The sequence below is a fragment of the Anaerozeibacter quisquiliarum genome (genome assembly GCF_051162045.1).
Taxonomy (GTDB): Bacteria; Bacillota; Clostridia; order Christensenellales; family Aristaeellaceae; genus Anaerozeibacter; species Anaerozeibacter quisquiliarum.
The window spans coordinates 1-23,238 of record NZ_JBISDI010000006.1 but is presented as its reverse complement, the minus strand read 5'-3'; the positions used below and the strand labels follow the sequence as shown (position 1 = coordinate 23,238).

20 protein-coding genes and 3 tRNA genes are annotated in these 23,238 nt (G+C 65.5%); 19 read left to right on the top strand and 4 right to left on the bottom strand.

From position 1 onward, the window contains the following. Positions 1–282: 282 nt before the first annotated feature. A complete protein-coding gene (radA, locus tag ACH6CV_RS03685; RefSeq protein WP_456356816.1) occupies positions 283–1,650 on the bottom strand; it encodes a DNA repair protein RadA in 1,368 nt (455 codons plus the stop codon). A gap of 163 nt (positions 1,651–1,813) precedes the next feature. Between radA and ACH6CV_RS03680 the strand changes: the two genes are divergently transcribed. The 12 genes from ACH6CV_RS03680 to dnaJ all read left to right on the top strand — a co-directional run bounded on the left by ACH6CV_RS03680 (position 1,814) and on the right by dnaJ (position 15,069). Next, positions 1,814–3,151, top strand: coding sequence for a metallophosphoesterase (locus tag ACH6CV_RS03680; protein WP_456356815.1), 1,338 nt, complete (start codon positions 1,814–1,816; stop codon positions 3,149–3,151). An 83-nt stretch (positions 3,152–3,234) separates the two neighbouring features. Further along, positions 3,235–4,821: a MotA/TolQ/ExbB proton channel family protein gene (locus ACH6CV_RS03675; RefSeq protein WP_456356814.1), complete on the top strand. Its 1,587-nt coding sequence runs from the start codon at positions 3,235–3,237 to the stop codon at positions 4,819–4,821. An 11-nt stretch (positions 4,822–4,832) separates the two neighbouring features. Next, on the top strand, positions 4,833–5,894 hold the full coding sequence (locus tag ACH6CV_RS03670) for an OmpA family protein (RefSeq protein WP_456356813.1): 1,062 nt from the start codon (positions 4,833–4,835) through the stop codon (positions 5,892–5,894). 25 nt (positions 5,895–5,919) lie between these two features. After that, positions 5,920–6,492, top strand: a complete 573-nt coding sequence (locus tag ACH6CV_RS03665; RefSeq protein WP_456356812.1) for a hypothetical protein — start codon at positions 5,920–5,922, stop codon at positions 6,490–6,492. 2 nt (positions 6,493–6,494) lie between these two features. Continuing rightward, positions 6,495–7,475 carry a tRNA dihydrouridine synthase DusB gene (gene dusB / locus ACH6CV_RS03660; protein WP_456356811.1) on the top strand — a complete coding sequence of 327 codons (981 nt, stop codon included), beginning with the start codon at positions 6,495–6,497 and terminating at the stop codon, positions 7,473–7,475. Then, positions 7,472–8,293, top strand: coding sequence for an MBL fold metallo-hydrolase (locus tag ACH6CV_RS03655; RefSeq protein WP_456356810.1), 822 nt, complete (start codon positions 7,472–7,474; stop codon positions 8,291–8,293). The genes dusB and ACH6CV_RS03655 overlap by 4 nt, the downstream gene beginning before the upstream one ends. A 392-nt stretch (positions 8,294–8,685) precedes the next feature. Further along, positions 8,686–9,660: a CPBP family glutamic-type intramembrane protease gene (locus ACH6CV_RS03650; RefSeq protein ID WP_456356809.1), complete on the top strand. Its 975-nt coding sequence runs from the start codon at positions 8,686–8,688 to the stop codon at positions 9,658–9,660. Beyond that, positions 9,657–10,133, top strand: a complete 477-nt coding sequence (rlmH, locus tag ACH6CV_RS03645; protein ID WP_456356808.1) for a 23S rRNA (pseudouridine(1915)-N(3))-methyltransferase RlmH — start codon at positions 9,657–9,659, stop codon at positions 10,131–10,133. The genes ACH6CV_RS03650 and rlmH overlap by 4 nt, the downstream gene beginning before the upstream one ends. A gap of 222 nt (positions 10,134–10,355) precedes the next feature. Further along, positions 10,356–11,378, top strand: coding sequence for a heat-inducible transcriptional repressor HrcA (gene hrcA, locus ACH6CV_RS03640; RefSeq protein ID WP_456356807.1), 1,023 nt, complete (start codon positions 10,356–10,358; stop codon positions 11,376–11,378). 12 nt (positions 11,379–11,390) lie between these two features. Continuing rightward, entirely contained in the window at positions 11,391–11,963 is a 573-nt protein-coding gene (locus tag ACH6CV_RS03635) for a nucleotide exchange factor GrpE (protein ID WP_456356806.1), read from the top strand. Between the two features lie 50 nt (positions 11,964–12,013). Next, the gene (gene dnaK, locus ACH6CV_RS03630; protein WP_456356805.1) at positions 12,014–13,837 is read left to right on the top strand and encodes a molecular chaperone DnaK; all 1,824 of its coding nucleotides are present in this window, start codon (positions 12,014–12,016) and stop codon (positions 13,835–13,837) included. Between the two features lie 86 nt (positions 13,838–13,923). Further along, the gene (dnaJ, locus tag ACH6CV_RS03625) at positions 13,924–15,069 is read left to right on the top strand and encodes a molecular chaperone DnaJ (RefSeq protein ID WP_456356804.1); all 1,146 of its coding nucleotides are present in this window, start codon (positions 13,924–13,926) and stop codon (positions 15,067–15,069) included. Between the two features lie 389 nt (positions 15,070–15,458). Here the strand turns inward: dnaJ and gpmI are convergent, their stop codons facing one another. The 3 genes from gpmI to ACH6CV_RS03610 are packed head-to-tail and all read right to left on the bottom strand — an operon-like array spanning position 15,459 to position 18,956. Beyond that, positions 15,459–16,982 carry a 2,3-bisphosphoglycerate-independent phosphoglycerate mutase gene (gpmI, locus tag ACH6CV_RS03620; protein WP_456356803.1) on the bottom strand — a complete coding sequence of 508 codons (1,524 nt, stop codon included), beginning with the start codon at positions 16,980–16,982 and terminating at the stop codon, positions 15,459–15,461. Further along, complete coding sequence (gene tpiA / locus ACH6CV_RS03615) at positions 16,982–17,728, bottom strand: triose-phosphate isomerase (protein ID WP_456356802.1); 747 nt, start codon at positions 17,726–17,728, stop codon at positions 16,982–16,984. The genes gpmI and tpiA overlap by 1 nt, the downstream gene beginning before the upstream one ends. 40 nt (positions 17,729–17,768) lie before the next feature. Next, positions 17,769–18,956, bottom strand: coding sequence for a phosphoglycerate kinase (locus tag ACH6CV_RS03610; RefSeq protein ID WP_456356801.1), 1,188 nt, complete (start codon positions 18,954–18,956; stop codon positions 17,769–17,771). Positions 18,957–19,150: 194 nt separating this feature from the next. Between ACH6CV_RS03610 and ACH6CV_RS03605 the strand changes: the two genes are divergently transcribed. The 7 genes from ACH6CV_RS03605 to ACH6CV_RS03575 all read left to right on the top strand — a co-directional run bounded on the left by ACH6CV_RS03605 (position 19,151) and on the right by ACH6CV_RS03575 (position 23,180). Continuing rightward, on the top strand, positions 19,151–20,002 hold the full coding sequence (locus ACH6CV_RS03605) for an energy-coupling factor transporter ATPase (RefSeq protein ID WP_456356800.1): 852 nt from the start codon (positions 19,151–19,153) through the stop codon (positions 20,000–20,002). Next, positions 19,978–20,841 (top strand): energy-coupling factor transporter ATPase, encoded by an 864-nt coding sequence (locus ACH6CV_RS03600; protein WP_456356799.1) that lies wholly within the window; start codon positions 19,978–19,980, stop codon positions 20,839–20,841. Before ACH6CV_RS03605 ends, ACH6CV_RS03600 begins: the two co-directional genes overlap by 25 nt. Beyond that, positions 20,834–21,628, top strand: coding sequence for an energy-coupling factor transporter transmembrane component T family protein (locus tag ACH6CV_RS03595; RefSeq protein ID WP_456356798.1), 795 nt, complete (start codon positions 20,834–20,836; stop codon positions 21,626–21,628). Before ACH6CV_RS03600 ends, ACH6CV_RS03595 begins: the two co-directional genes overlap by 8 nt. Beyond that, entirely contained in the window at positions 21,625–22,425 is an 801-nt protein-coding gene (gene truA / locus ACH6CV_RS03590; RefSeq protein WP_456356797.1) for a tRNA pseudouridine(38-40) synthase TruA, read from the top strand. Before ACH6CV_RS03595 ends, truA begins: the two co-directional genes overlap by 4 nt. A 456-nt stretch (positions 22,426–22,881) precedes the next feature. Beyond that, positions 22,882–22,957 (top strand) — tRNA-Thr (locus ACH6CV_RS03585). Between the two features lie 46 nt (positions 22,958–23,003). Then, a tRNA-Tyr gene (locus ACH6CV_RS03580) sits at positions 23,004–23,088 on the top strand. A 4-nt stretch (positions 23,089–23,092) separates the two neighbouring features. Continuing rightward, a tRNA-Leu gene (locus ACH6CV_RS03575) sits at positions 23,093–23,180 on the top strand. Positions 23,181–23,238: the final 58 nt, after the last annotated feature.

Sequence of the window (23,238 nt, the reverse complement as noted above, 5' to 3'; positions counted from 1 at the left end):
GCCCATTGGGCTGGCACCCTTCCGCGCACACTGGGTGCGGGAGGGTGCGCCCCCAAACCCCGCTGGGCTATCGGCCCAGGCCCCCCTTCAAGGGGCCCACCTGCCCGTCAACCCCATCCCTAGGTAAGCGCTGATTAAGGCATGCGTGCGGTGGCGCGCTGAATTTTCGTCAGATTGCGCTTGCAAAATCTGAAGGCGTAGCGGCGCTGCGTCGAGGATTTTTGAGGCGCAAGATGGCGCAAAGGCAGCCGCCTCCGCGCGTGGGATTTGATCGGCGGTTACCTAGAGCAACTTCGCCAGCGCTTCGGCGACCGTCGCGACGCCGTGCGCGCGCAGGCCGTCGGGGGGCCTTAATCCCTTTAAGTTCCCCTTGGGCAGCACCACGTCGGTGAAGCCCATGCGCGCGCATTCGGCCAGCCTGCGCTCGGCCTGGCCCACCGCGCGCACCTCGCCCGCCAGGCCAACCTCGCCCACCACCGCCACCTGCGCGCCCAGCACCGCGTTCTTCGCCGACGACGCCACCGCCGCGCACAGCGCCAGGTCCGCCGCCGGCTCGCTCAGTTCCAGCCCGCCCGCGATGTTCACATACACGTCCTGATTGTACAGCAAAAGCCCCGCGCGCTTCTCAAGCACCGCGAGCAGCAGCGAAAGCCTTCCCTGATCCACGCCGCTCGCCATCCGCCGCGGGTTGCCGAACACCGTCGTCGATACCAGCGCCTGCACGTCGGCCAGCACCGGGCGCGAACCCTCCATCGCGCAGAGCACGCACGAGCCGCTCATGCCGTGCGCGCGCTCGCTCAGCAGCGCCTCCGACGCGTTGGGCACCTCGCGCATGCCCTCGCCCGTCATCTCAAACATGCCCAGCTCGTTCACCGAACCGAACCGGTTCTTCACCGCGCGCAGCAGCCGATACTGGTGCTGGCGGTCGCCCTCGAACGACAGCACCGCGTCCACCATGTGAGAGAGCACCTGCGGCCCCGCGATCGCGCCCTCCTTGGTTACGTGCCCGACCAGGAACACGCAGCAGCCCGACAGCTTCGCGTAGCGCATCAGCTGCGCCGCCGATTCCCGCACCTGCGATACGCTGCCCGGCGCGCTCGCCATATCGCTCAAATACATCGTCTGGATCGAGTCCACCACGCACACCCGCGGCGCGACCTCGTTCAGCCGCGCCTCGATCACGTCCATGTCGTTCTCGGGCAGGATGTAAAAATTGGGGCTCGTCGCGTTAAGGCGCGCGGCGCGCAGCTTGATCTGCCGCGCCGACTCCTCGCCCGACACGTAGAGAACCCTGTGCCCCGCCTGCGCCATGTGCGCCGACACCTGCGTGAGCAGCGTCGATTTTCCGATGCCCGGATCGCCGCCCACCAACAGCAGCGAACCCTCCACCGCGCCGCCGCCCAGCACCCGATCGAGCTCCGCGACGCCGGTCGACAGCCGTTCCATGCCCGCCTCGGGGATCTCGTCGATCTTAAGCGCCGCGGCCCCCGCGCCCGGCCGGCGCCTGAGCTTTTTCTCCGGCACGGCCGCCGCCTCGGGCGGGGTTTCTGTAAGTGTATTCCAATTGGCGCATTCCGGGCACTTACCCAGCCACTTCGTCGTTTCGTACCCGCATTCCGAACACACGTAGCGTGTCTTCGCCTTCGCCATGATGCCACGTCCCCTCTTGCAGGGACGGCCTGTGCCCCTGCGGTATGTGCCGCAATCCGACACCACGCTGACCAGTATAACATATCCTGCCGGGACTTGCCACATCGGGCGCGAGGCGATATAATAAACGAATAGTGACACAGCGGGAGGAACGACTTTCCCCATGAAGAACGACGAAGAGCGTAAGGGCGGAACCCGGCCCGAGGGCGCGAAGAAGCCGGGCGCGGCGCAGGACGGGCGGAAGCGCCGGCGCGCGCAGCCCGGCCCCGCAGGCGCGCTCAAGATGGGCCGCTCGCTGCGCACGGGCGGCGCCTACATCATGCGGGCGGGCGAGCGTTTTTACAAGGGGTTCAATACCTTCACCCAGACCGGCAAGCTGCCCGCAGACAAGAAGCGCCGGGGCGCGGCCCCGAGCCGCCGGGCGATTCCGCGCAACCTTTCGTACGCGATCTTCCTGCTCAGCATCTTTTTGATTATGTCGGTGGCGCTCATGGTGCTCAACAACGCCTCCGTCAGCGTCGAGCGGCTGACCGTGTCGGTGGTCGGTCTGGCCAAGGAGCTCGAGGGCTATACCATCCTGCACATCTCTGACCTGCACGGCCGCTCGTTCGGCGCCAAGCAGACCTCGTTGCTGCGCACCGTCAACGGCCTGAACTACAACCTCGCTGTGTTCACCGGCGACATGGTGGGCCGCTCAAACGACCCGCAGCCGTTCTACGACCTGCTCGAGGGGCTGAAGGCCAAGCGCCCCATGTACTTCATCGCCGGCGACTCCGACCCGAGCCCGCTGCTCAGCGAGCCGCGCCAGATCACTTCGACGCTCGACGAACTGGTGCTCAGCGACTGGGTGCTGGGCGCGCAGCAGCGCGGCGCGACCTATCTTTCGGCCACCGAGGGCGTGCCGGTCGGCCAGACCACGCTGTGGCTGTCGAATGTCGGCGATTTGAGCCTCGACATTCAGGATACGCTGAAGACGCTGACTGCTCAGGTGGACCAGGAGGCGGACGGGGTGCTCTACGAGATCGAGGCCGACCGCCGCACCCTGCCTTTCACCGACTACCGCAAGCAGCGCGCGGCCCGGCTCGACCGCGCCGTGCGCGCGATGAAACCGGCGGACACGCATCTGGCCCTGTCGCACTACCCGCCCGGCAAGGAGTACATCGAGGTCGCCCAGCAGTTGGGCGAAAGCGAGAACCGGGAGCATCAGTACCTGCCGAGCGTCGACCTGGTGCTGGCCGGGCACTACTGCGGCGGCGGCTGGAAGCTGCCGTTCCTGGGCGCGCCGTACGTGCCCAACACCCTGCTCGACCGCCACGGCTGGTTCCCGGCCCCGGAGGACGTGCAGGGCCTGAAGGCGCTGGGCTCGACCCAGCTGTGCACCTCGCCCGGCCTGTCGGTGACCGACGCGATCGCGCTGCCCAATTTCCGGCTGTTCAATCCGCCGACGGTCACATTGATTACGCTGACATCGGCGATCACCGACGATCTATTGGGACGCTGACCGTTGAACTGCGCGCGCGGGCGTGTTATAATGATACATCTACGCAAGTTCGAGTCGCCCGGATCGGGTGGAAAGGATATGCCATGCCGGAGGTTATACAGGGTTTGATGGCGACGCTGGCCGCCGACGCCGCCAGTTCGCTCGTCTATTTGGCGATCGCGGCGGTGTTCGCGATCGCCGTGGTGCGTTGCGTCGCGCCTGTGCTGCAATCGGGCCGATTGCTCAGGCGCGCCGCGCGCCGCATCATCAAGGGCGATAAGGCCAAGCAGTCATGGCAGGAGCAGGAGTTTTTGGGCAAGGGCGCGCTGTACGCGCACTGGTGCGAATACCTGAACAACCTGTTCTTCGCCGACGGCGCGTTCCACAACCCCAGCGACGTGGAGGATTTCATCAACGAGGATACCGCGATCTTGGGGCCGGGCCATTCTCAGTTTGCCGAGGCCGCGCCGGGTCTCATGACATCGCTCGGGTTCCTGGGCACGCTGATCGGCATATCGGCGGGTTTGCGCGGTTTCTCGATGGACAACGCCGAGCAGGTGATGCGCGCCATCCGCCAGCTGGTGCCCGGCATGCAGTACGCGTTCATGACCTCGATCGTGGGCGTAATCTGCGCGATTTCGTGCACGATCCTCGTGCGTCTGACCGAGAACCGGACGCAGCAGGCGCTCGGCGCGTTCTACGCCGCCATGAGGCAGCACGCCGGCGTGGTATCGGTCGAGCCGATGACGCAAATCGCGATCTACCAACAGGAGCAGACCGCGTTGATTCAGGGCCTGGTGCGCGACCTGTCGGGCGCGCTGGCCGAGCGCATGGCCGAGCAGCTGGGCACGGCGGTCGGCCGCGCGGTGGGCGGCATGCAGCGCAGCCTGGACGACTTTATGGTCAACAGCTCGCGCGAGCAGCTGCGGGGCCTGGACGTGATGGTGCAGCGCTTCATCCACGAGTTGAACAGGGCGGTGAACGGCCAGTTCGAGCTGCTCGCGGGCACGCTCGAGGCTACCGCCCAGAACCAGCGCGCGCTGAACGACGTCGTGCATCAAGCGATCGTCGATCTGAACCGCGTGGCACAGGGCATCGCCGCCACCGCGCAGCTGACCGGCAATATGCTCTCCCGGATGGAGGCCTACACCGCCAAGCTCGACCAGAACGCCCAGCTGGCCGAGGAGGCCTACCAGCGCGTGGCCGGCAATGTTGAGCGGCTGGACGTGCTGGCGCGCCAGCACAACGGCTACCTGCAATCGGTCGGCAAGCTGCAAGGGGAAATCTCCAAGTCGATCGATCGCTTTGAATCGACCGGCCAGCGGTTGGTGGAAACCTTCGGCGAGCACAGCAAGCAGGCGTCCGCTTCGATGCGCGAGGCCTCGGGCGCGCTCAAGCAGTCGGGCGAGCTGCTCGCCGCCAACCACAAGGCGCTCACCGGCGGCGTCGCGAAGGACATCGACCGCACCTACAACAGCTTCTTCAAGTCCACAAACGAGGCGGTGGATCACCTGACCTGGCTGATCGAGGACGTGAAAAATTCCGTCGCGCGCCTGCCCGACACGCTGGATGCCGCCGCCAACCTGTACGGCCACCAGGCCGACCGGCTGACCGACGCGCTCAGGCGCACCCAGGCCGCGCTCGACGACGCGGTGGACCGGCTGGCGCAAGCCGCCTACACCAATCGATAGGAGGAGGACCGATGCGCCATTATGCCCGGCGCAGAAGCGCGCGCGGGTCGTCGAGCGGCAGCTTCTGGCTGTGCTATTCCGACCTGATGAGCGCGCTGCTGCTGGTGTTTGTGCTGGTGCTGTTCTACAGCATCTACCAATACCTCGACATGCTCGAAATCAAGACGACGGAGCTGATGCGCCAGTCGGGCCTGCTCGACCAGAAGCAGACCGAGCTCGCGCAGAAGGACGCCGCGCTCAGCGAGAAGGACCAAGCGCTGCAAACCTCAAGGGACAAGCTGACCCAAAGCGAGCAGGACCTGATCTCCGAGCAGGCCAAGCTGCTCTTGTCCCAGCAGGAGCTCACCTCCTCGCAGCAGTTGCTTGAACAGCAGCGCGCCGAGCTCGAATCCGCCCGCGTCCTATTGGCCGAGCAGGAGGGCCAGCTCGGCGAGGCGCGCGCGCAGCTGGCGGCCCAGCAGACGACGGTCGACGAGCAGCAGGCGCTGCTCACCCACCAGCAGGATCAGCTCGCGGGCCAACAGCAGAAGCTGGACGCGCTGGTCGGCATGCGCGCGCGCATCGTGGCCTCGCTCGGCGAGGCGCTGCGCTCGGCCAACATCCGCGCGTCGGTCGACGCGGGCACCGGCTCGATCACGCTGGACGCCAACGTGCTGTTCGACGTGGCCCGTTCCGACCTCAAGGAGACCGGCAAGGCGGCGCTTGACCAGTTCCTGCCGGTGTACCTATCGGTGCTGATGGACCCGTCCAACGAGGCCAACATCTCGGAAATCATCATCGAGGGCCACACCGATACCGACGGCAGCTACATGGACAACCTGCGGCTGTCGCAGGATCGCGCCTACTCGGTGATGCGCTACATCCTGAGCGACGAGAACCAGACGCTGACCGGCGGCATAAAGAGCCGACTGCGCCAGATATCCACCGCCAACGGCCGCTCGTATGCGAACCCCGTCTACGCCGCCGACGGCACGGTGGACAAGGACGCGTCCCGGCGCGTGGAGTTCAAGTTCCGCATGCAGGATGAGCAAATGATCGAGGATATGCGTCAAATACTCGGGACCATGGATTGATAGAGCAAGAAATGGAGCGAAACGCGTGAAATTTGTGCGCCGGTTTTTGTGGTTCATCGCCTCGCGGCTGCTGATCTTTTCGGTGATCGTGTCGGTGCTGATCCTGGCTTTCTACCTTGCCATGAACACGGCCAACATCTACATCTTGCTGTCCGACGGCATGAAGCTGCGCACCCAGGTGGTGCTCACCCGTCAGGACGCCGAGGATCTGCCCAGCTTCTTCCGCGACGACTTCCTGTCGAGCGACCAGGCGCTGGCGGTCGGGTTCTCCGACCAGTCGCCCTACCGCAACTACAAGGTCACCTCGTTCGATTCGGACGTCAAGCTCGAATGGGTGTGGAGTTGGCCTTGGGAGGACGTGGCGCAGGCCACGATGGTGCACCGCGTGTCCGCCATCCGCGGCTCGGTGCTGTCCGAAAAGGCCGCGCTGGTCAAGAGCGGTGTGTTGCCCGCCAGTCCCCCGGCCTGGCAGGGCGGACGCTACAAGATGACGCTCCACCGCGCGGGGGGGCGCTGGAAGATCGCCGGCATGACGCAGACCCAGGTGATCCTCGAGCCCACGCCCGCGCCGACGCCCGCGCCCGCACCGGCACAATAAGGATGAAAATCGGGGCGATTGAACCGGGCGCCGGCGCGGCGCTCGCGCCGATGGCGGGCGTGACCGACATGCCCTTCCGGCGCATCTGCGGTGAGTTGGGCGCGGCCTGGTCGGTCAGCGAGATGCTCAGCGCCAAGGGTTATTTGAGCGCGCCGCGCGAGCCGCGCGCGGTGACCGAGCTGCTCGAGTTGGACGCGAACGAAAACGCGGTGGGCCTGCAGCTGTTCGGGCACGAGCCGCAGGTGATGGCCGAGGCCGCGAAGCGGCTTCAGAACCGGGGCTTTCGGTTCATCGACATCAACATGGGCTGCCCCGCGCATAAGATCGTGTCGGGCGGCGACGGCTCGGCGCTGATGAAGCGGCCGGAGCTGGCCGGAAGGATCATCGAGGCGGTGGTGCGCACGACCGGCCTGCCGGTCACGGTCAAGCTGCGCAGCGGTTGGGACGAGCGGCATCAAAACGCCGTGGCGCTTGCGAAAATCGCCGAGCAATCGGGCGCGGCCGCCGTAGCGCTGCACGCGCGCACGCGCGACCAGTTCTATGCCGGGAAGGCCGACTGGTCGGTGATCGGCGAGGCCGCAAGCCGGCTCGACATCCCGGTGATCGGCAACGGCGACGTCGCCTCGGGCGAGGACGCGCTTCGGATGATCCGCGAGACCGGCTGCGCGGGCGTAATGGTGGGCCGCGCGGCGCAGGGCAACCCGTGGATCTTCGCCGAAATCCGCGCGGCGCTCTCGGGCGAGTCTTGGGAGAAACCGCGCTTCGCCGAGCGCGTGCGGATGGCGATGCGGCACCTGGACGAAGAGATCCTGCTGCGCGGCGAGCGCAGCGCGGTGCTGATGATGCGCGGCCACATCGCCCGGTACCTGTCGGGCGAGCCTGGTTGTGCCAAGCTGCGCGCGCGGATCAACGCGCTGACCTCCGCCGAGGAAGTACGCGCAGCGCTGATGGAGTTCATAGAGGAAGGGCATACTGACCGATGACACTCGATTTTGCGCCGCTGTTCAGCGGTTCGAGCGGCAACGCAATCTACCTGCGGATGGACGATACGCGCATCCTGATCGACGCCGGGCTGTCGGGCTCGCGCGTGGCGCGGGAGCTGGAACGATTGAACGTGGAGGTCGGGCAGCTGGACGCGCTGCTGATTACCCACGAGCACGCCGACCATGTGGCCGGCGCGGGCATCCTGTCCCGGCGGCACGGCCTGCCGATCTACGCCACCGCCGGCACCTGGCAGTCGCTGCCGTCGAAGTTCGGCGCGATCGACCCGGCATTTCGGCGCGTGATCGAGCCGGGTCAAAACTTCTACATCGGGACGATCGACGTGATGCCCTTTGCGATCCCGCACGATGCGGCGCAGCCGGTCGGCTACGCCTTCGAGGGCCGGGGCGCGAAGGTAGCCGTCGCGACCGACCTAGGCTGCCTGAGCGAGAAGTGGATTGATCCGCTCGCCGGCTGCGATTTGCTGCTGCTCGAGAGCAACCACGACGTGGACATGCTTAAGGCCGGGCGCTACCCCTACGAGCTCAAGCGCCGGATCCTGGGCGCGCGCGGGCACCTGTCCAATGAGGACGCTGGGCGCGCCGCGGTCAAGCTATACGCGCTGGGCGTCAAGCACATCATCCTCGGCCACCTGAGCGGCGAGAACAATTTCCCGGAACTTGCCTGGCGCACCGTGGCCGACGTGCTGGAAGCGGCGGGAATCCGCCCGGGGGACGACATCGGGCTGGACGTGGCGCGGAGGGATCAGTTGAGCGGGGTGTATCGGCTGGCGGTGGGCGAAGCGGCGGTGGTTGGGTAGACGGAAGACGCCTCGCGGTCGAGCCGACCCATTCCCCTCCTTGGAGGGGAATGATGGGCAACGCCTCTTACAACGGCTACGCCGGACAGGTGCGGGCGGCCGCAGGTCGCCCCTGCGAGGGAAATGGGGGACAAGGTTTTACGAAACAGGAGCGGGCTCGTCCTGAAATGTGAGGCGCTGCCCTTTCGGGCGGCGCCTCACATTTCAGAACATCGGGAGAGCCGCGTCGCCCTTGCCCGGACTCGGCCGCGCGGTTCCGGTGCGTCGGGCACGGGGACGGCGGCGCGGGAAACGGGGAACGGGGGGACGCCGGGGCGCTGCCCCAGACCCCGCCAAAGGGCTTTGCCCTCTGGACACCCATCACCGCTTACGCGGGGACGGAGGGAATACGCATGCAAGGCGATTATCCTATAAACGGCGAGTTCCGGGATTGGGCGCGGCGGCCTATGCTGTCGGCGGTCGCAATCATGTATTTTTTCGCGGCGGCGGGGCTCGTGCTCATCCAGGCGCTGGGCGCGCTGGCCCGGCATCTCTCGCCCGCCTGGGGCGGCGCGGCGGCTTCCGCGCTGTCCGCGCTGTTCCAATTGGGTTTCTTGCTCTGGCCCGTGGCCCGCTACGCCGTGCAAAACCCCGGCTCGGCGCTCGGCATGCGCCTCAAGCGCCCGCCCTTGTGGGGCGTGCTCATCGCGCTGCTCGCGGCCGTCGTGGGCGTCATGCTCGCGGGCAATCTGGGCACGCTCTGGCTGCTGCTGATCGAGGCGCTCGGTGGTCGCCTGAGCGGCGGCGCGCCGCCGCCCGCCACGCCCTGGCACCTGGCCGCGCGGTTGCTGACCGGCGCGCTGCTGCCCGGCCTATGCGAGGAGTGGATGTTTCGCGGCGCGATGCTCAGCGCCTGGGAGCGCCGCGGCACGCGCGCCGCGCTCTTCATCTCCACCGTGCTGTTCGCCTCGCTGCACGCAAGCTTCGAGGGTCTGCCGATACAGCTCGTCATTGGACTGGCGCTGGGCGTGCTCACATTGGCGACCGATTCGGTCGTAACCGCCATGATCCATCACGCGTTCTACAACGCGCTGCTGCTCCTCATGAGCCCGGGCGCACAGGCGACGGGCGAGCGGTTGTACGACGCACTGGGCGGCGTGCGCGAGGTGTGGCTGACCGCGATGCGCGCCGGCACGCTCGGCGCGATATACGCGGGGCTGCTCCTCGTGGCGTGGCATCTGGGCGGCGCGCGGGGACGGCCGGCCAAGGTTGCGCGTGCGCCGGAGTCCATGGAGCCCTGGGCTCTGGTGATACTGGCCGCCGGCGTCGTGACCGCGCTGTGCCTGTACCTTATCAATCTGCTTATGATTGCCGGGGTGATGCGATGAATGCGCTGGTGCTGTGCGTGGGCAAGCTGAAGGAAGACTGGCAGCGCGAGGCCTGCCGCGAGTACCTAAAGCGGCTCGGCCGTTACGGGCGCTTTGGGATGACCGAGGTGGACGACTGCCCCGAGCCCGCGAAGCCCGCGCCCGCGCTCAAAAAGCAGGTGCTCGACCGCGAGGCTGAGGCCCTGCTTCGGCAGATCAAGCCCGCCGACCGGGTGGTGGCGCTGGCGATCGACGGCGACGCGCCCGACTCGGTCGGGCTGTCGAGAAAGCTCTCCGCCTGGGCAGGCGACGGCCGCCGCGTGGTGTTCGTGATCGGCGGCTCGCTGGGCTTAAGCGATTCAATCCTGCGCCGCGCCGACGAGCGGCTGTCCTTCTCCCGGCTGACCTTCCCGCACACACTGATGCGCGTGATCCTGCTTGAGCAGATTTACCGCGCGCGGAAAATAGCGTCGGGGGAACGCTATCATAAGTAGGGGCCGATGCCCGCATCGCCTCGCTCCGGGCCGACGGATCCGGATTGCGTCCATTGCCGTAAGGGCGACCTTTGGCCGCTCGAATGCGGATTGACCATTCCTGACCTTTAACCGGAAATTAGCGTTTGAACCCATTGACAAAGCTTTGCCCGAGTGTTACTCTATACCCAAGACCTGGCACTCGACCATCGAGAGTGCTAACAGCGAGGGGAGGGGCGGCCGATGCGGATGGACGAGCGCAAGTTTTTGATCTTGCAGGCGATCATCGACGACTACATCATGACCGCCGTTCCGGTCGGCTCGCGCACCATCTCGCGCAAGCAGGGGGTCGGGTTTTCGCCGGCTACGATTCGCAACGAGATGAGCGACCTGGAGGAACTGGGTTACCTCGACCAGCCGCACACGTCGTCCGGCCGGGTGCCCTCGCCCAAGGCCTATCGGCTGTACGTCGACCATCTGCTCAAGGTGTCGGAGGTTGGGCGCGAGGACGCCGAGCGGATATCCGCTTACCTGCACCAGCGCGCCACCCAGGTGGAGCAGGTCATCAAGCGCGCGGCGCAGGTGCTCAGCGACATCACCCAGTACACGGCCCTCGTGACCGCGCCCGAGGTGGAGGCGCTGCGCATCGTGCGGGTGCAGTTGGTGCCCGTCAGCGCGTCGAAGGCGCTGGTGATCGTGGTGACGAGCGCCGGGCTCATTAAGGACGCGGTGATCCGCGTACCCGAGGCGCTTGGGTCCCACCACCTGTACGAGCTGTCGCAGATGCTCACCAACCAGCTGCACGGCCTGTCGCTTTCCGAGGTGCGCCGCCGGTTCGCGGAGTTGTTCGTCGGCATGAAGGAAAACCGCCGGCTGCTCGCCGGCGTGCTGGAAGTGATCGAGAACCGGCTCGAGGACGAGGCCAAGGGTGAGGTGATGGTGGGCGGCAGCGCCAACCTGCTCAGCCACCCCGAGTATGCCGACGTCGAGAAGGCCAAGCACTTCCTGAGCGTGCTCGAATCGCGCGAGAAGCTGTACCCGCTGCTCAAGCAGGCGGGTGCGATGGAATTTACGATCCGCATCGGGCCGGAAAACGACCTGCCCGAGCTTAGCGAGTGCTCGCTGGTCACGGTGGGCTACCACATGGGCAAGCAAGCCGGCGGGACGATCGGCATCATCGGGCCCACGCGCATGGATTACGGCCGGGTGTTGTCGGTTTTGTCCTACATGGGCAGAATGATCACCGAAATGTTGTCGGAGAATTAAGAGGTGTGAGCATTGAAGGACAGGGAGCTGAAAAGACCCATGCCCAACGAGGGCGAGCAGATCGAGGAGCAACTCAGCGACGCCGAGGCCACCGAAGCCGAACAGCCGGAGGCCGGGGCGGCGCCCATCGCCGAATGGCAGGCGGCGCTCGAGACCGCGGTCAAGCAACGCGACGAGTACCTGTTAATGGCGCAGCGGGTGCAGGCCGACTTTCAGAATTTCAAGCGCCGCAACGCCCAGTCGCGCGCGGACGGCTACCAGGACGGCATATGTGAAGCGTTAACCGCGCTGCTGCCGGCGCTCGACAACATCGACCGGGCGATTCGGGCGGCCGACGAGGCGGGCGACGGATCCCCGCTCGCCGAGGGCGTGAAGATGACCCGTCGGTTGCTTATGGAAGAGGCGGGCAAGCTGGGCCTCGAGGAGGTGCCGGCGCTTCATGAAAGATTCGACCCCGAGCTGCACAACGCCGTCATGCGCGCCGAGGAAGGCGAGAGCGGCATGGTGCTCGAGGTGTTTCAAAAGGGCTACCGCGTAAAAGACCGCATCATCCGCTACGCCATGGTGAAAGTGGCCGCGGAATAGCAGCATACACAATCAACATCCAATCCAGATTCATTTAGGAGGATCATCATATGGGCAAGATCATCGGCATTGACCTGGGCACCACCAATTCCTGCGTGGCGGTCATGGAGGGCAGCGAGCCCACCGTCATCCCCAACCCCGAAGGCAGCCGCACCACCCCGTCGGTGGTGGGCTTTGCGAAGAACGGAGAGCGGCTGGTCGGCCAGGTGGCCAAGCGCCAGGCCGTCACCAACCCCGACCGTACCATCTCCTCTATTAAGCGCGAGATGGGCACCGACCACCGCGTCAAGATCGACGGCAAGGACTACACGCCGCAGGAGATCAGCGCGATGATCCTTTCTAAGATCAAGTCGGACGCCGAGGCCTACCTCGGCGACAAGGTGACCCAGGCGGTCATCACCGTGCCGGCCTACTTCTCCGACGCCCAGCGCCAGGCCACCAAGGACGCCGGCCGCATCGCCGGCCTCGAGGTGCTGCGCATCATCAACGAGCCCACCGCCGCGGCGCTGGCCTACGGACTCGACAAGGAAGAGGCGCACAAGATCCTGGTGTACGACCTGGGCGGCGGCACGTTTGACGTATCGCTGATGGAGATCGGCGACGGCGTGTTCGAGGTGCTGGCCACCGCGGGCAACAACCGCCTCGGCGGCGACGACTTCGACAACCGCGTGATCGATTACGTGGCCGAGGAGTTCAAGCGCGAGAACGGCATCGACCTCAGGCAGGATCGCATGGCGCTCCAGCGCCTGCGCGAGGCCGCCGAGAAGGCCAAGGTGGAGCTGTCGGGCCTGATGAGCGTCAACATCAACCTGCCGTTCATCACCGCCGACGCGACCGGCCCCAAGCACCTGGACGTGACGCTGACCCGCGCCAAGTTCAACGAGTTGACCGCCGACCTGGTGGATAAGACCATCACCCCGCTCAACCAGGCGCTGCGCGATGCCGGGCTCGCCGCCTCGCAGGTAGACAAGGTCATCCTGGTGGGCGGATCCACCCGCATCCCCGCGGTGCAGGAAGCCGTGCAGCGCGTGGTCGGCAGGGAGCCCTACAAGGGCATCAACCCCGACGAGTGCGTGGCCATCGGCGCGGCGATTCAGGCGGGCGTGCTGGGCGGCGAGGTCAAGGACGTGCTGCTGCTGGACGTGACGCCGCTGTCGCTGGGCATCGAGACCATGGGCGGCGTGTTCACCCGGCTGATCGACCGCAACACCACGATCCCCACCAAGAAGAGCCAGGTATTCTCCACCGCCGCCGACGGCCAGACCGCCGTTGACGTGCACGTGCTGCAGGGCGAGCGCGAGATGGCCGCCTACAACAAGACCTTGGGCCGCTTCCAGCTGTCGGGCATCGCGCCCGCGCCGCGCGGCGTACCGCAGATCGAGGTCACGTTCGACATCGACGCCAACGGCATCGTGCACGTGAGCGCCAAGGACCTGGGCACCGGCAACGAGCAGAAGATCACGATCACCGCCTCGAGCAATCTGTCCGAGGACGAGATCAAGAAGGCCATGGCCGACGCCGAGCGCTACGCCGGCGAGGACAAGGCCAAGAAGGAAGAAGTCGAGGCGTTCAACCACGCCGACAGCCTGATCTACCAGACCGAGCGCACCATGAAGGAAATGGAGGGCAAGCTCGATCCGGCCGACGCGGCCAAGCTCAAGGATGAGCTCGAGCAGTTCAAGAAGCTGCGCGAGGGCAATAACGCCGCCGAGATCAAGCGGGCGTCCGAGCAGTTCGCGCAGATGACCTACGAAATCTTTGGCAAGGTGTACCAGCAGCAGGGCACGCAGGGCGGGCCTGAAGGCGAAGGCCCCGCGAGCGGCAGCGTCAACGAGGACGGCACGGTTGAATCGAACTTTGAGGAGAACAACTAATCCAACCTAACGGGCCGCAGGGGGGAAGGGGTGCTTGCCGATGATTTGGGGCAAGCACCTTGCCCTGTGGAAAGGGGGGCGTGCGCTTGGCGACCAAGCGTGATTACTACGAGGTGCTGGGGCTGACCAAGTCGGCCTCCGACGCCGAGATCAAGAAGGCTTATCGGCAGATGGCCAAAAAACTGCATCCGGACGTGAACCCCGGCGATAAGCAGGCCGAGGAGAAGTTCAAGGAACTCAACGAGGCCTACGAGGTGCTGTCCGACGCCCAGAAGAAGGCGCGCTACGACCAGTTCGGCCACGAGCAGCCGGGACAGGGCTATGGTTACGGCGGCTTCGAGGGCTTCGGGGGTTTTGGGGGTGGCGGCGCAAGCTTCGGCGGGTTCGACGACATCTTCTCGGCGTTCTTCGGCGGCGGCGCGACCGGCGGACAGCATAGCGGCCCCATGCAGGGCGACGACCTGCGCTACGAGGTGACGCTGTCGTTCGAAGAGGCGGCCAAGGGCTGTTCCAAGGACATCAACCTGACGCGCCGCGAAACCTGTACCGCCTGTCACGGCAGCGGCGCCAAGGAGGGTACCCAGCCCCAGACCTGCTCGGCCTGCAGGGGCGCGGGCCAGGTGCGCGTGACGCAGAACACACCGTTCGGGCGCATCCAGAACGTGCGCGCCTGCGACGCCTGCCACGGCACCGGCAAGGTAATCAAGGATCCCTGCTTAAAGTGCGGCGGCCAGGGCCAAGTGCGCGTCACCAAGCGCCGCACGGTGAAGATCCCCGCCGGCATCGACGACGGCCAGGTGATCCGCGTGAGCGGCCAGGGCGAAGCGGGGGTGCGCGGCGGCCCGCCGGGCGACCTGCAGGTACTGGTGCGCGTTAAGCCCCACAAGTACTTCACGCGCCGGGGCACCGACCTGCACTGCGCCGTGCCCGTCTCGCTGACGCAGGCGGCGCTGGGCGCGGAGATCGACGTGCCCACGCTGGACGCGCCGATCAAGTATGCGGTGCCCGAAGGCACGCAGCCGGGTACGGTGTTCCGCATCAAGGGCCAGGGCATCCCCTCGCTGCGCAGCGGGGCCAAGGGCGATTTGTTCATCGAGATCAACGTGGAGGTGCCCAAGAAGCTGACCGACAAGCAAAAGGACCTGCTGCGCCAGTTCGAAGGCACGATGACCGGCAAGGAATACGAGCAGCGCAAGTCGTTCTTTGATCGGATGATGGATGCGTTCAGCTAAAGAAAAGCCGCCGCGCAAGGGTGCTTCGACCCTGCGCGGCGGCTAAATTGATACAATCAAAGCGAGGAAGACCGTTGTCGTATCCCATGGGCTTGCGCCCGCCGGTTATCCTTTTATGGAATCGCCGTGTAGGTCGGACTGCATGGCGATTCGTTTATCTCCTGTCGTCATGCTTACCGCGAAAAACCGCATCCAGCAAGTCGAGAACCGTTGCCGCGGTTTTACCAACCGGAACAGGAACGGGGTGCGTTGGGCCCTCCACTCAATTCGCAGTGGTCGTCCCGCGCCGTTGGCGTGGATGCTCCCCTGCTCATTGGGCTGGCGCCCTCCAACCCCCACAGGGACTTTGCCCCTTGAGAATCCCCGTAACCGTGCGCGTGTGGGATGCGTTAGGACAGGATCAAGCTTTCGCCGGTCATCTCGGCGGGTTGCTTTAGGCCCATCAGCGTCAGCATCGTGGGGCACAGGTCGCACAGCTTGCCGCTCTTCCGCAGCGTATGCTTCGGCTGCGCCGGGTCGACCACGATCACCGGCACCGGGTTGGTGGTGTGCGCGGTGAACGGGCCGTGGGTCTCGGGGTCTTCCATCTGGTCGGCGTTGCCGTGGTCGGCGGTGATGATCGCCTTGCCGCCCTGGGCGACGATCGCGTCCACCACCCGGCCCACGCACTCGTCGACCGCCTTGACCGCCTTGACCGCCGCCTCCATGATGCCCGTGTGGCCCACCATGTCGCAGTTGGCGAAATTCAGGATAATCACGTCGTACTTGCGCGCCTCGATCTCCTTGAGCACCGCCTCTGTGACTTCGTACGCGCTCATCTCGGGCTTCATGTCGAACGTAGCCACCGTCGGCGAGGGCACCAGGATCCGATCCTCGCCCGGGAAGGTCTTCTCCTCGCCGCCGTTGAAGAAGAACGTCACATGCGCGTACTTCTGCGTCTCGGCGATGCGCAGCTGCGTAAGCCCCAGCCCCGAGACGTATTCGCCCATCGTCATCGCCAGCGTGTCGGGCGGGTAGGCGACCTGCACATTCGGCATCGTGGCGTCGAACTGCGCCATGCACACGTAGGTCAGCGGTAAGAACCGCCGCCGCGCAAAGCCCGTGAACGCGGGGTCCACGAACGCGCGGGTGATCTGGCGCGCGCGGTCGGGCCGGAAGTTGAAAAACACCACCGAGTCGTTCTCCCCGATCACCTCGCCGCCCTCGATCACCGTAGGCAGCATGAACTCGTCGGTGACGTGGTTCGCGTAGGAGTCCTCGATTGCCCGGACCGGGTCGCTCGCCTTGACGCCCTCGCCGTAGCTCATGGCGGCATAGGCCTTCTCTACCCTGTCCCAGGCGAAGTCGCGGTCCATTGCGTAGAAACGGCCCATCACACTGGACACGCGGCCGACGCCGATTGCATTCATCTCGGCGACCAGCTCGCGCATGTAAAGCGCGGCCGAGGACGGCGGCACGTCGCGCCCGTCGAGCAGCGCGTGTACGTATACGCGCGAGAGGCCGTGCGCCTTGGCCATCTTCAGCAGGCCGTACAGGTGCTCCTGGTGCGAGTGCACGCCGCCGGGCGACACAAGGCCGATCAGGTGCAGCGCGGTGTTCTTTTTCTTTGCATTTTCCATCGCGCTAAGCAGCGCCGGGTTCTCGAAGAACACGCCGTCCTCGATGTCCTTGGTGATCTTGACCAGCATCTGGTAGACCACGCGGCCCGCGCCGATGTTGGTGTGGCCCACCTCGCTGTTGCCCATCTGGCCGTCCGGCAGGCCCACGTCGCGGCCCGACGCGCCGATCTGCGTGGCCGAATAGGCCGCCCGAAACCGATCGATGTTGGGCGTGCCCGCCACGTGGATGGCGTTGGCATCGGAGGGCGGCGCGACGCCGAAGCCGTCCAGGATGATTAGTGCGGTGGTTGTCATCAGAAATTCACCACCTGGGCGAAGTCGGCCGCCTTCAGGCTGGCGCCGCCGATCAGGCCGCCGTCGATCTCGCTCTGCGCCATCAGGCCACGGACATTGGAGCCCTTCATCGAGCCGCCGTACTGGATGCGCACCTGCTCGGCCACGTCCTTACCGTACCGGCCCGCGATCGCCTTGCGGATCACGCCGATCGTCTCGTTGGCCTGCTCGTCGGTGGCGGTCAGGCCGGTGCCGATCGCCCAGACCGGCTCGTAGGCCACGACCACGCCGGCGACTTCTTCCTTGGTCAGGCCGGTCAGCGCCATCAGCGTCTGGCAGCACACGATCGGGTCGGTGTAGCCGTCTTCGCGCTCGTCCTTGAGCTCGCCCACGCAAATGATCGGGGTAAGGCCGGCCTTGACGGCGGCCACGGTGCGCCGGTTGACGCTCTTGTCGGTCTCGCCAAAGTACTGGCGGCGCTCGGAGTGGCCGATGATTACATGGGTGCAGCCCACGGCCTTGAGCATGTCGGCCGACAGCTCGCCGGTGTACGCGCCGCTTTGCGCAAAGTGTACGTTCTGCGCCCCGAGCTTGACGTTGGTGCCGGCGATCGCGTCCTTGACGGCGCCGAGGCACACGGCGGGCGGACACACGACCACGTCGCACTTGGCGTCCTTGACCAGCGGGATCAGTTCCTTCACGAGGGCGACCGCCTCTTCGGGGGTCTTGTTCATCTTCCAGTTGCCGGCAATGATCGGTTTGCGCATGGGATATTCCTCCTACAATTTATCGTCGTAATGGTTGTGGCTATTTGTCGTTCAGGGCCGCGACGCCGGGCAGCACCTTGCCCTCGAGGAACTCGAGCGACGCGCCGCCGCCGGTGGAGATGTGGCTCATCTTGTCGGCCAGGCCCATCTGGGTGACCGCCGCCGCGCTGTCGCCGCCGCCGATGATCGTGGTCGCATCGGACGCCGCGAGCGCCTTGGCCACCGACAGCGTGCCCTCCGCGAAGTTGGGCATCTCGAAGCAGCCCATCGGGCCGTTCCACACGACGGTCTTGGCGTCCTTGACCGCGTTCTCGAACAGTGTAATCGTCTTCGGGCCGATGTCGAGCGCCATGTAGCCCTCGGGCACGCCGGCCTCGCTGTCGACCGTCACGATCTTGGCGTCGTTGCTGAACTGGTCGCCGCAGACGCTGTCAACCGGCAGCAGCAGCTTCACGCCCTTTTGCTCGGCCTTGGCCATCAGGTCCTTCGCGAGGTCGATGCGCTCCTCGTCCAGCAGCGAGTTGCCGATGCCGTAGCCCTTGGCCTTGAGGAAGGTGTAGGCCATGCCGCCGCCGATAATCAGCGCGTCCACCTTCTCGAGCAGGTTGGTGATGACGCCGATCTTGTCCTTGACCTTCGCGCCGCCCAGAATCGCGACGAACGGGCGCTTGGGGTTCTCGATCGCGCCGCCCAGGAAGTCGAGCTCCTTGCCGATCAGGAAGCCCGCCACCGCGCTCAGGTAATTGGCCACGCCCGCCGTGGAGGCGTGCGCGCGGTGCACGGTGCCGAACGCGTCCGACACATACAGCTCGGCGAGGTCTGCGAGCTTCTTCGCGAACGCCGGGTCGTTCTTTTCCTCCTCTGCGTGGAAGCGCACGTTCTCGAGCAGCACCGCGCGGCCCGGTTCGACGGAAGAGGCCAGCCGCTGCGCGTCCTCGCCGACGACGTCCTTGGCGAGCTTCACGTCAAAGCCCAGCTTGCCGCTCAGGGAGGCAGCCACCGGCGCGAGCGAGTACTTCATGTTGAATTCGCCCTTGGGCCGGCCCAGGTGCGAGCACAGGATGACGCGCGCGCCGTTTTCGAGCAGGTACTTGATCGTGGGCAGCGCCGCGTTGATGCGGGTCTCGTCGGTGATCTTAGCCTCAGCGTCGAGCGGCACGTTGAAGTCGCACCGCACCAGCACTTTCTTGCCCTTCACGTCGATGTCCCGGATGGTCTTCTTATTCATGCAGCATCGCTCCTTCTTCAATTTAAGTCTGACAATTTTATACCAAACATATCTTACTCCGTCAATGTTAATCTGGGAAGTAGCGCAAAAATCAATTGATGAGATTGCTCCATATTTAACGTGAGAATGATATAGTAGGGATCGGAATTTATCCAAGCGCATGCCATAATGTCCCCAAGGAGGGATGCGAGCAGATGACGGCAGACAAGCAAGCGATCATTGAGATAAACGACGCTCACTTTGCCTATCCGCAGGAGGCGGGCGAGGCGGTGGCCGGCGTTTCATTGACGATATGCGAGGGCGAGTTCCTGGCGATTCTCGGCCACAACGGCAGCGGTAAATCGACGCTGGCCAAGCTGATGAACGCGCTGTTTACGCCCTCGAGCGGCAAGATTGCGGTGGCGGGCATCGACGCGACCCGCCCCGAGAACGCCTGGGACGTGCGCAGGTCATGCGGCATGGTATTTCAGAACCCGGACAACCAGCTGGTGGCGACCGTCGTCGAGGAGGACGTGGCGTTCGGCCTTGAGAACATGGCCGTGGAACCCGCCGAGATCCGCCGCCGGGTGGACGAGGCGCTCGCGCTCGTGGGCATGCAGGATGCGGCGCAGAGCGCGCCCCACATGCTGTCGGGTGGGCAGAAACAGCGCGTGGCGATCGCAGGGGTGCTGGCGATGCGCCCGCGCGCGATCGTGTTCGACGAGGCCACCGCGATGCTCGACCCGTCGGGGCGCGAGGCCGTGCTCAATGTGGTTCGGCGCATCAACCGCGAAGAGGGCGTGACGGTCGTGTGGATCACCCACTTCATGGACGAGGCCGCGCTCGCCGACCGGGTGCTGGTGATGGACCGGGGACGAATCGCCATGGAGGGCGAACCGCGGGCGGTGTTCGCCCGCGCGGACGAGCTGGATGCGCTCGGGCTGGCGGTGCCGGAGATGACGGCGCTGGGCATCGAACTGCAAAGACAGGGCGTCGGGGTGCCGGACGGCATCCTGACGGTCGATGAAATGGCGGTGGCACTGTGCCGATTGAAATCAGAAATCTGACGCATGTATACGCGCCGGACAGTCCGTTTACCTCGATCGCGGTCGAGGACGTGAGCGCGACGATCAGGGACGGCGAGCTGGTGGGGCTGATCGGCCACACCGGCAGCGGCAAATCGACGCTGGTGCAGCATCTCAATGGGTTGCTTCGGCCCACCTCCGGCACCGTGCTCGTCGACGGGGTGGACCTGTTTCAGAAGGGAGCCGACCTCAAGGCGATCCGCTGCCGGGTGGGGCTGGTGTTCCAGTACCCCGAATACCAGCTGTTTGAGGAGACGGTCGTGCGCGACATTGCGTTCGGGCCGAAGAATCTGGGGCTTTCGCAGGCCGAGGCCGAAGCGCGCGCGCGCGAAGCGGCCAGGGAGGTGGGGCTGCCCGAGGAACTGCTCGAGCGGTCGCCGTTCGAATTGTCGGGCGGGCAGAAGCGCCGCACAGCGATTGCCGGGGTGCTGGCGATGCGGCCCAAGACGCTGGTGCTCGACGAGCCGGCCGCGGGGCTCGACCCGGCCGGGCGGCGCGACATGCTCGAAATGCTCAAGGCGCTGCACGCCGAGGGCGCCCTGACGCTCGTCATGGTGTCGCACTCGATGACCGACGTGGCGCGCCTATGCGGGCGGGTGCTGGTGATGAACAAGGGCCGCCTGGCGCTCGACGGCACACCCGCCGAGGTGTTCGCCCAGGCGGAAGCGCTCGAGGCGATGGGGCTGGGCCTGCCGCGCGCCGCTCAACTGAGCCGGGCGCTTCACAAGGCCGGGTTCGCTCTGCCCGAGGGGCTGTGGCGCATGGAGGACGTGGAGGCGGCGATCGTCCGGGTGCTGAAGGGGGGCGCGGCGCATGGTTAACATCACGCTCGGCCAGTACTTCCCCGGCGATTCGGTCGTACACCGGCTGGATCCGCGCATGAAGCTGATCCTGACCGCGGCCGTGATCGTGGCGGTGTTTCTGTGCAAGGGCTTCGTGTCCTACGCCCTGATGTTTGGCTACATTCTGGGCGCGGCGCTGATATCCGCTGTGCGCATCAAGCTGATGTTCAAGGGCATCCGGCCCATCCTGTTCATCGTCGCCCTGACGTTTGCGCTGAACGTGCTGTTCACGCCGGACGGCGACGCGATCGTGCGCATCGGCTCGTTCGCGATCACCTGGCAGGGGCTGCGCATGGCGAGCTACATGGCGCTTCGGCTGGTCCTGCTGGTGTTTGGCACGCAGTTGCTCACCCTGACCACTTCGCCGATCGCGCTGACCGACGGGCTCGAGCGGCTGATGCGGCCGCTCAAGCGCATCGGCTTTCCGGCGCACGAGCTGGCGATGATGATGTCGATCGCGCTTCGGTTCATCCCCACGCTGATGGAGGAGGCCGACAAAATCATGAAGGCGCAAAAGGCGCGCGGCGCCGACTTCGAGAGCGGCAACCTGACCCGGCGCGCGAAGGCGATGCTGCCGCTGCTGGTGCCGCTGTTCGTGTCGGCGTTCCGCCGCGCGGACGAGCTGGCGCTGGCGATGGAGGCGCGCTGCTATCGGGGCGGCGAACACCGCACCCGCATGAAGGTGCTCAGGTACACGCGGCTCGACCTGTACGCGCTGATCTCGATGGCGCTCCTGATCGCGCTGGTGGTGGCGCTGCCGGTATGAGGATCAAGCTGACCATATCCTACGACGGAACCGGATACGCCGGCTGGCAGCGCCAGGAAAACGCGCTCAGCGTGCAGCAGGTGGTCGAGGACGCGCTGACGAGGCTGACCGGCGCGCGGGCGGCGATTGTCGGGGCCAGCCGCACCGACGCCGGTGTGCACGCGCTTGCGCAAGTGGCCCACTTCGACACCGATTCGCGCATCCCCCCGGACAAGTTCGCCTACGCGCTCAACACCATGCTGCCGCCCGATGTGCGGGTGACGGCCTCCGAGGCCGTGGACGGCGACTTCCACGCCCGCTTCTCGGCCACCGGCAAGCGCTACGCCTATCGCATATGGGACGGTCCGCACGCCAGCGCAATTTATCGCAACCTGTCGGCGCATGTGATCTACCCGCTCGATACAGACCTCATGCACCGCGAGGCGCTCTCGCTCGTCGGCCGGCACGACTTCGCCGCCTTTGCGGCCAGCGGCTCGGCGGTCAAAGACACCGTGCGCGACATCTACGCATGCGCGGTCGCGCGCGGCAATGACGGCTTTATCGTCTTCACGGTGCGCGGCAAGGGCTTCCTCTACAACATGGTGCGCATCGCCGCCGGTACGCTGATCGCCGTAGGCAGCTTAAAGCTCGCCCCGGGCGCGGTCGGGCGCGCGATTCAAAGCCGCGACCGCCTGGACTTAGGCCCGACCGCGCCGGCGAAGGGGCTGACGTTGGTGGGGGTTGAATACGGAAATATTGTCGAAAATGCTCGCAGCCGGAACGCCTGTATGCCACAACGAACGCGGCCGGAAGGCTGACCGCATGTGCGATTTGCGAACACGCCCGCTGGCGAGAAAAATGGAAGGCGAGGCAATGGCGGATGGCAGCGTATGCATCCATCATGCTTGTTCCGACGGGGACCGGATTGCTCATGGACCGGCGCAACGCAAACAGCAAAAGCCGGATGATGAAAGGTAAGAAAACCGCCGTGTAGTCTGCGCCTATGCAGCGATTCTGTAAAGATAGTCGGCAGGCGCAAGTCCATAGGCGCGAAAACACTCTCCCCTATCGTGATTATCCGGAGCGTCGGTCAAAGGTCAAACGGAATTCTGCGCGGAGTTTTGCGCCGAACGCGCGGCCACAACATCGTGTTAAGAATCGCGGATGGTTCTTGACATTTGCTCCGGTTGCGGTATAATAGCATCTGTCAGTTTGAAATCCCCTGTGGTTTCGCGGCTGACTGAGGCTCAGATAAGCGCCCAAGTATGCGGCCAGCTGGCGTAGCTCAATTGGCAGAGCAGCTGATTTGTAATCAGCAGGTTGCGGGTTCGAGTCCCATCGCCAGCTCCAAATGAAGCTGGCACCGGCGACGAAGACAGTCTGAGTACCATGGCTTGGATGGGTTCCCGAGTGGCCAAAGGGAGCAGACTGTAAATCTGCCGTCGCAGACTTCGGTGGTTCGAATCCACCCCCATCCACCAACAAGCGGGAATGGCGGAATTGGCAGACGCGCTAGATTCAGGTTCTAGTGTGCAATACGCACATGCAGGTTCAAGTCCTGTTTCCCGCACCACAATCCGTCTCGAAAGGGACGGATTCTTGTTATATTTAGGGCTCTTTGTCAACCGTAG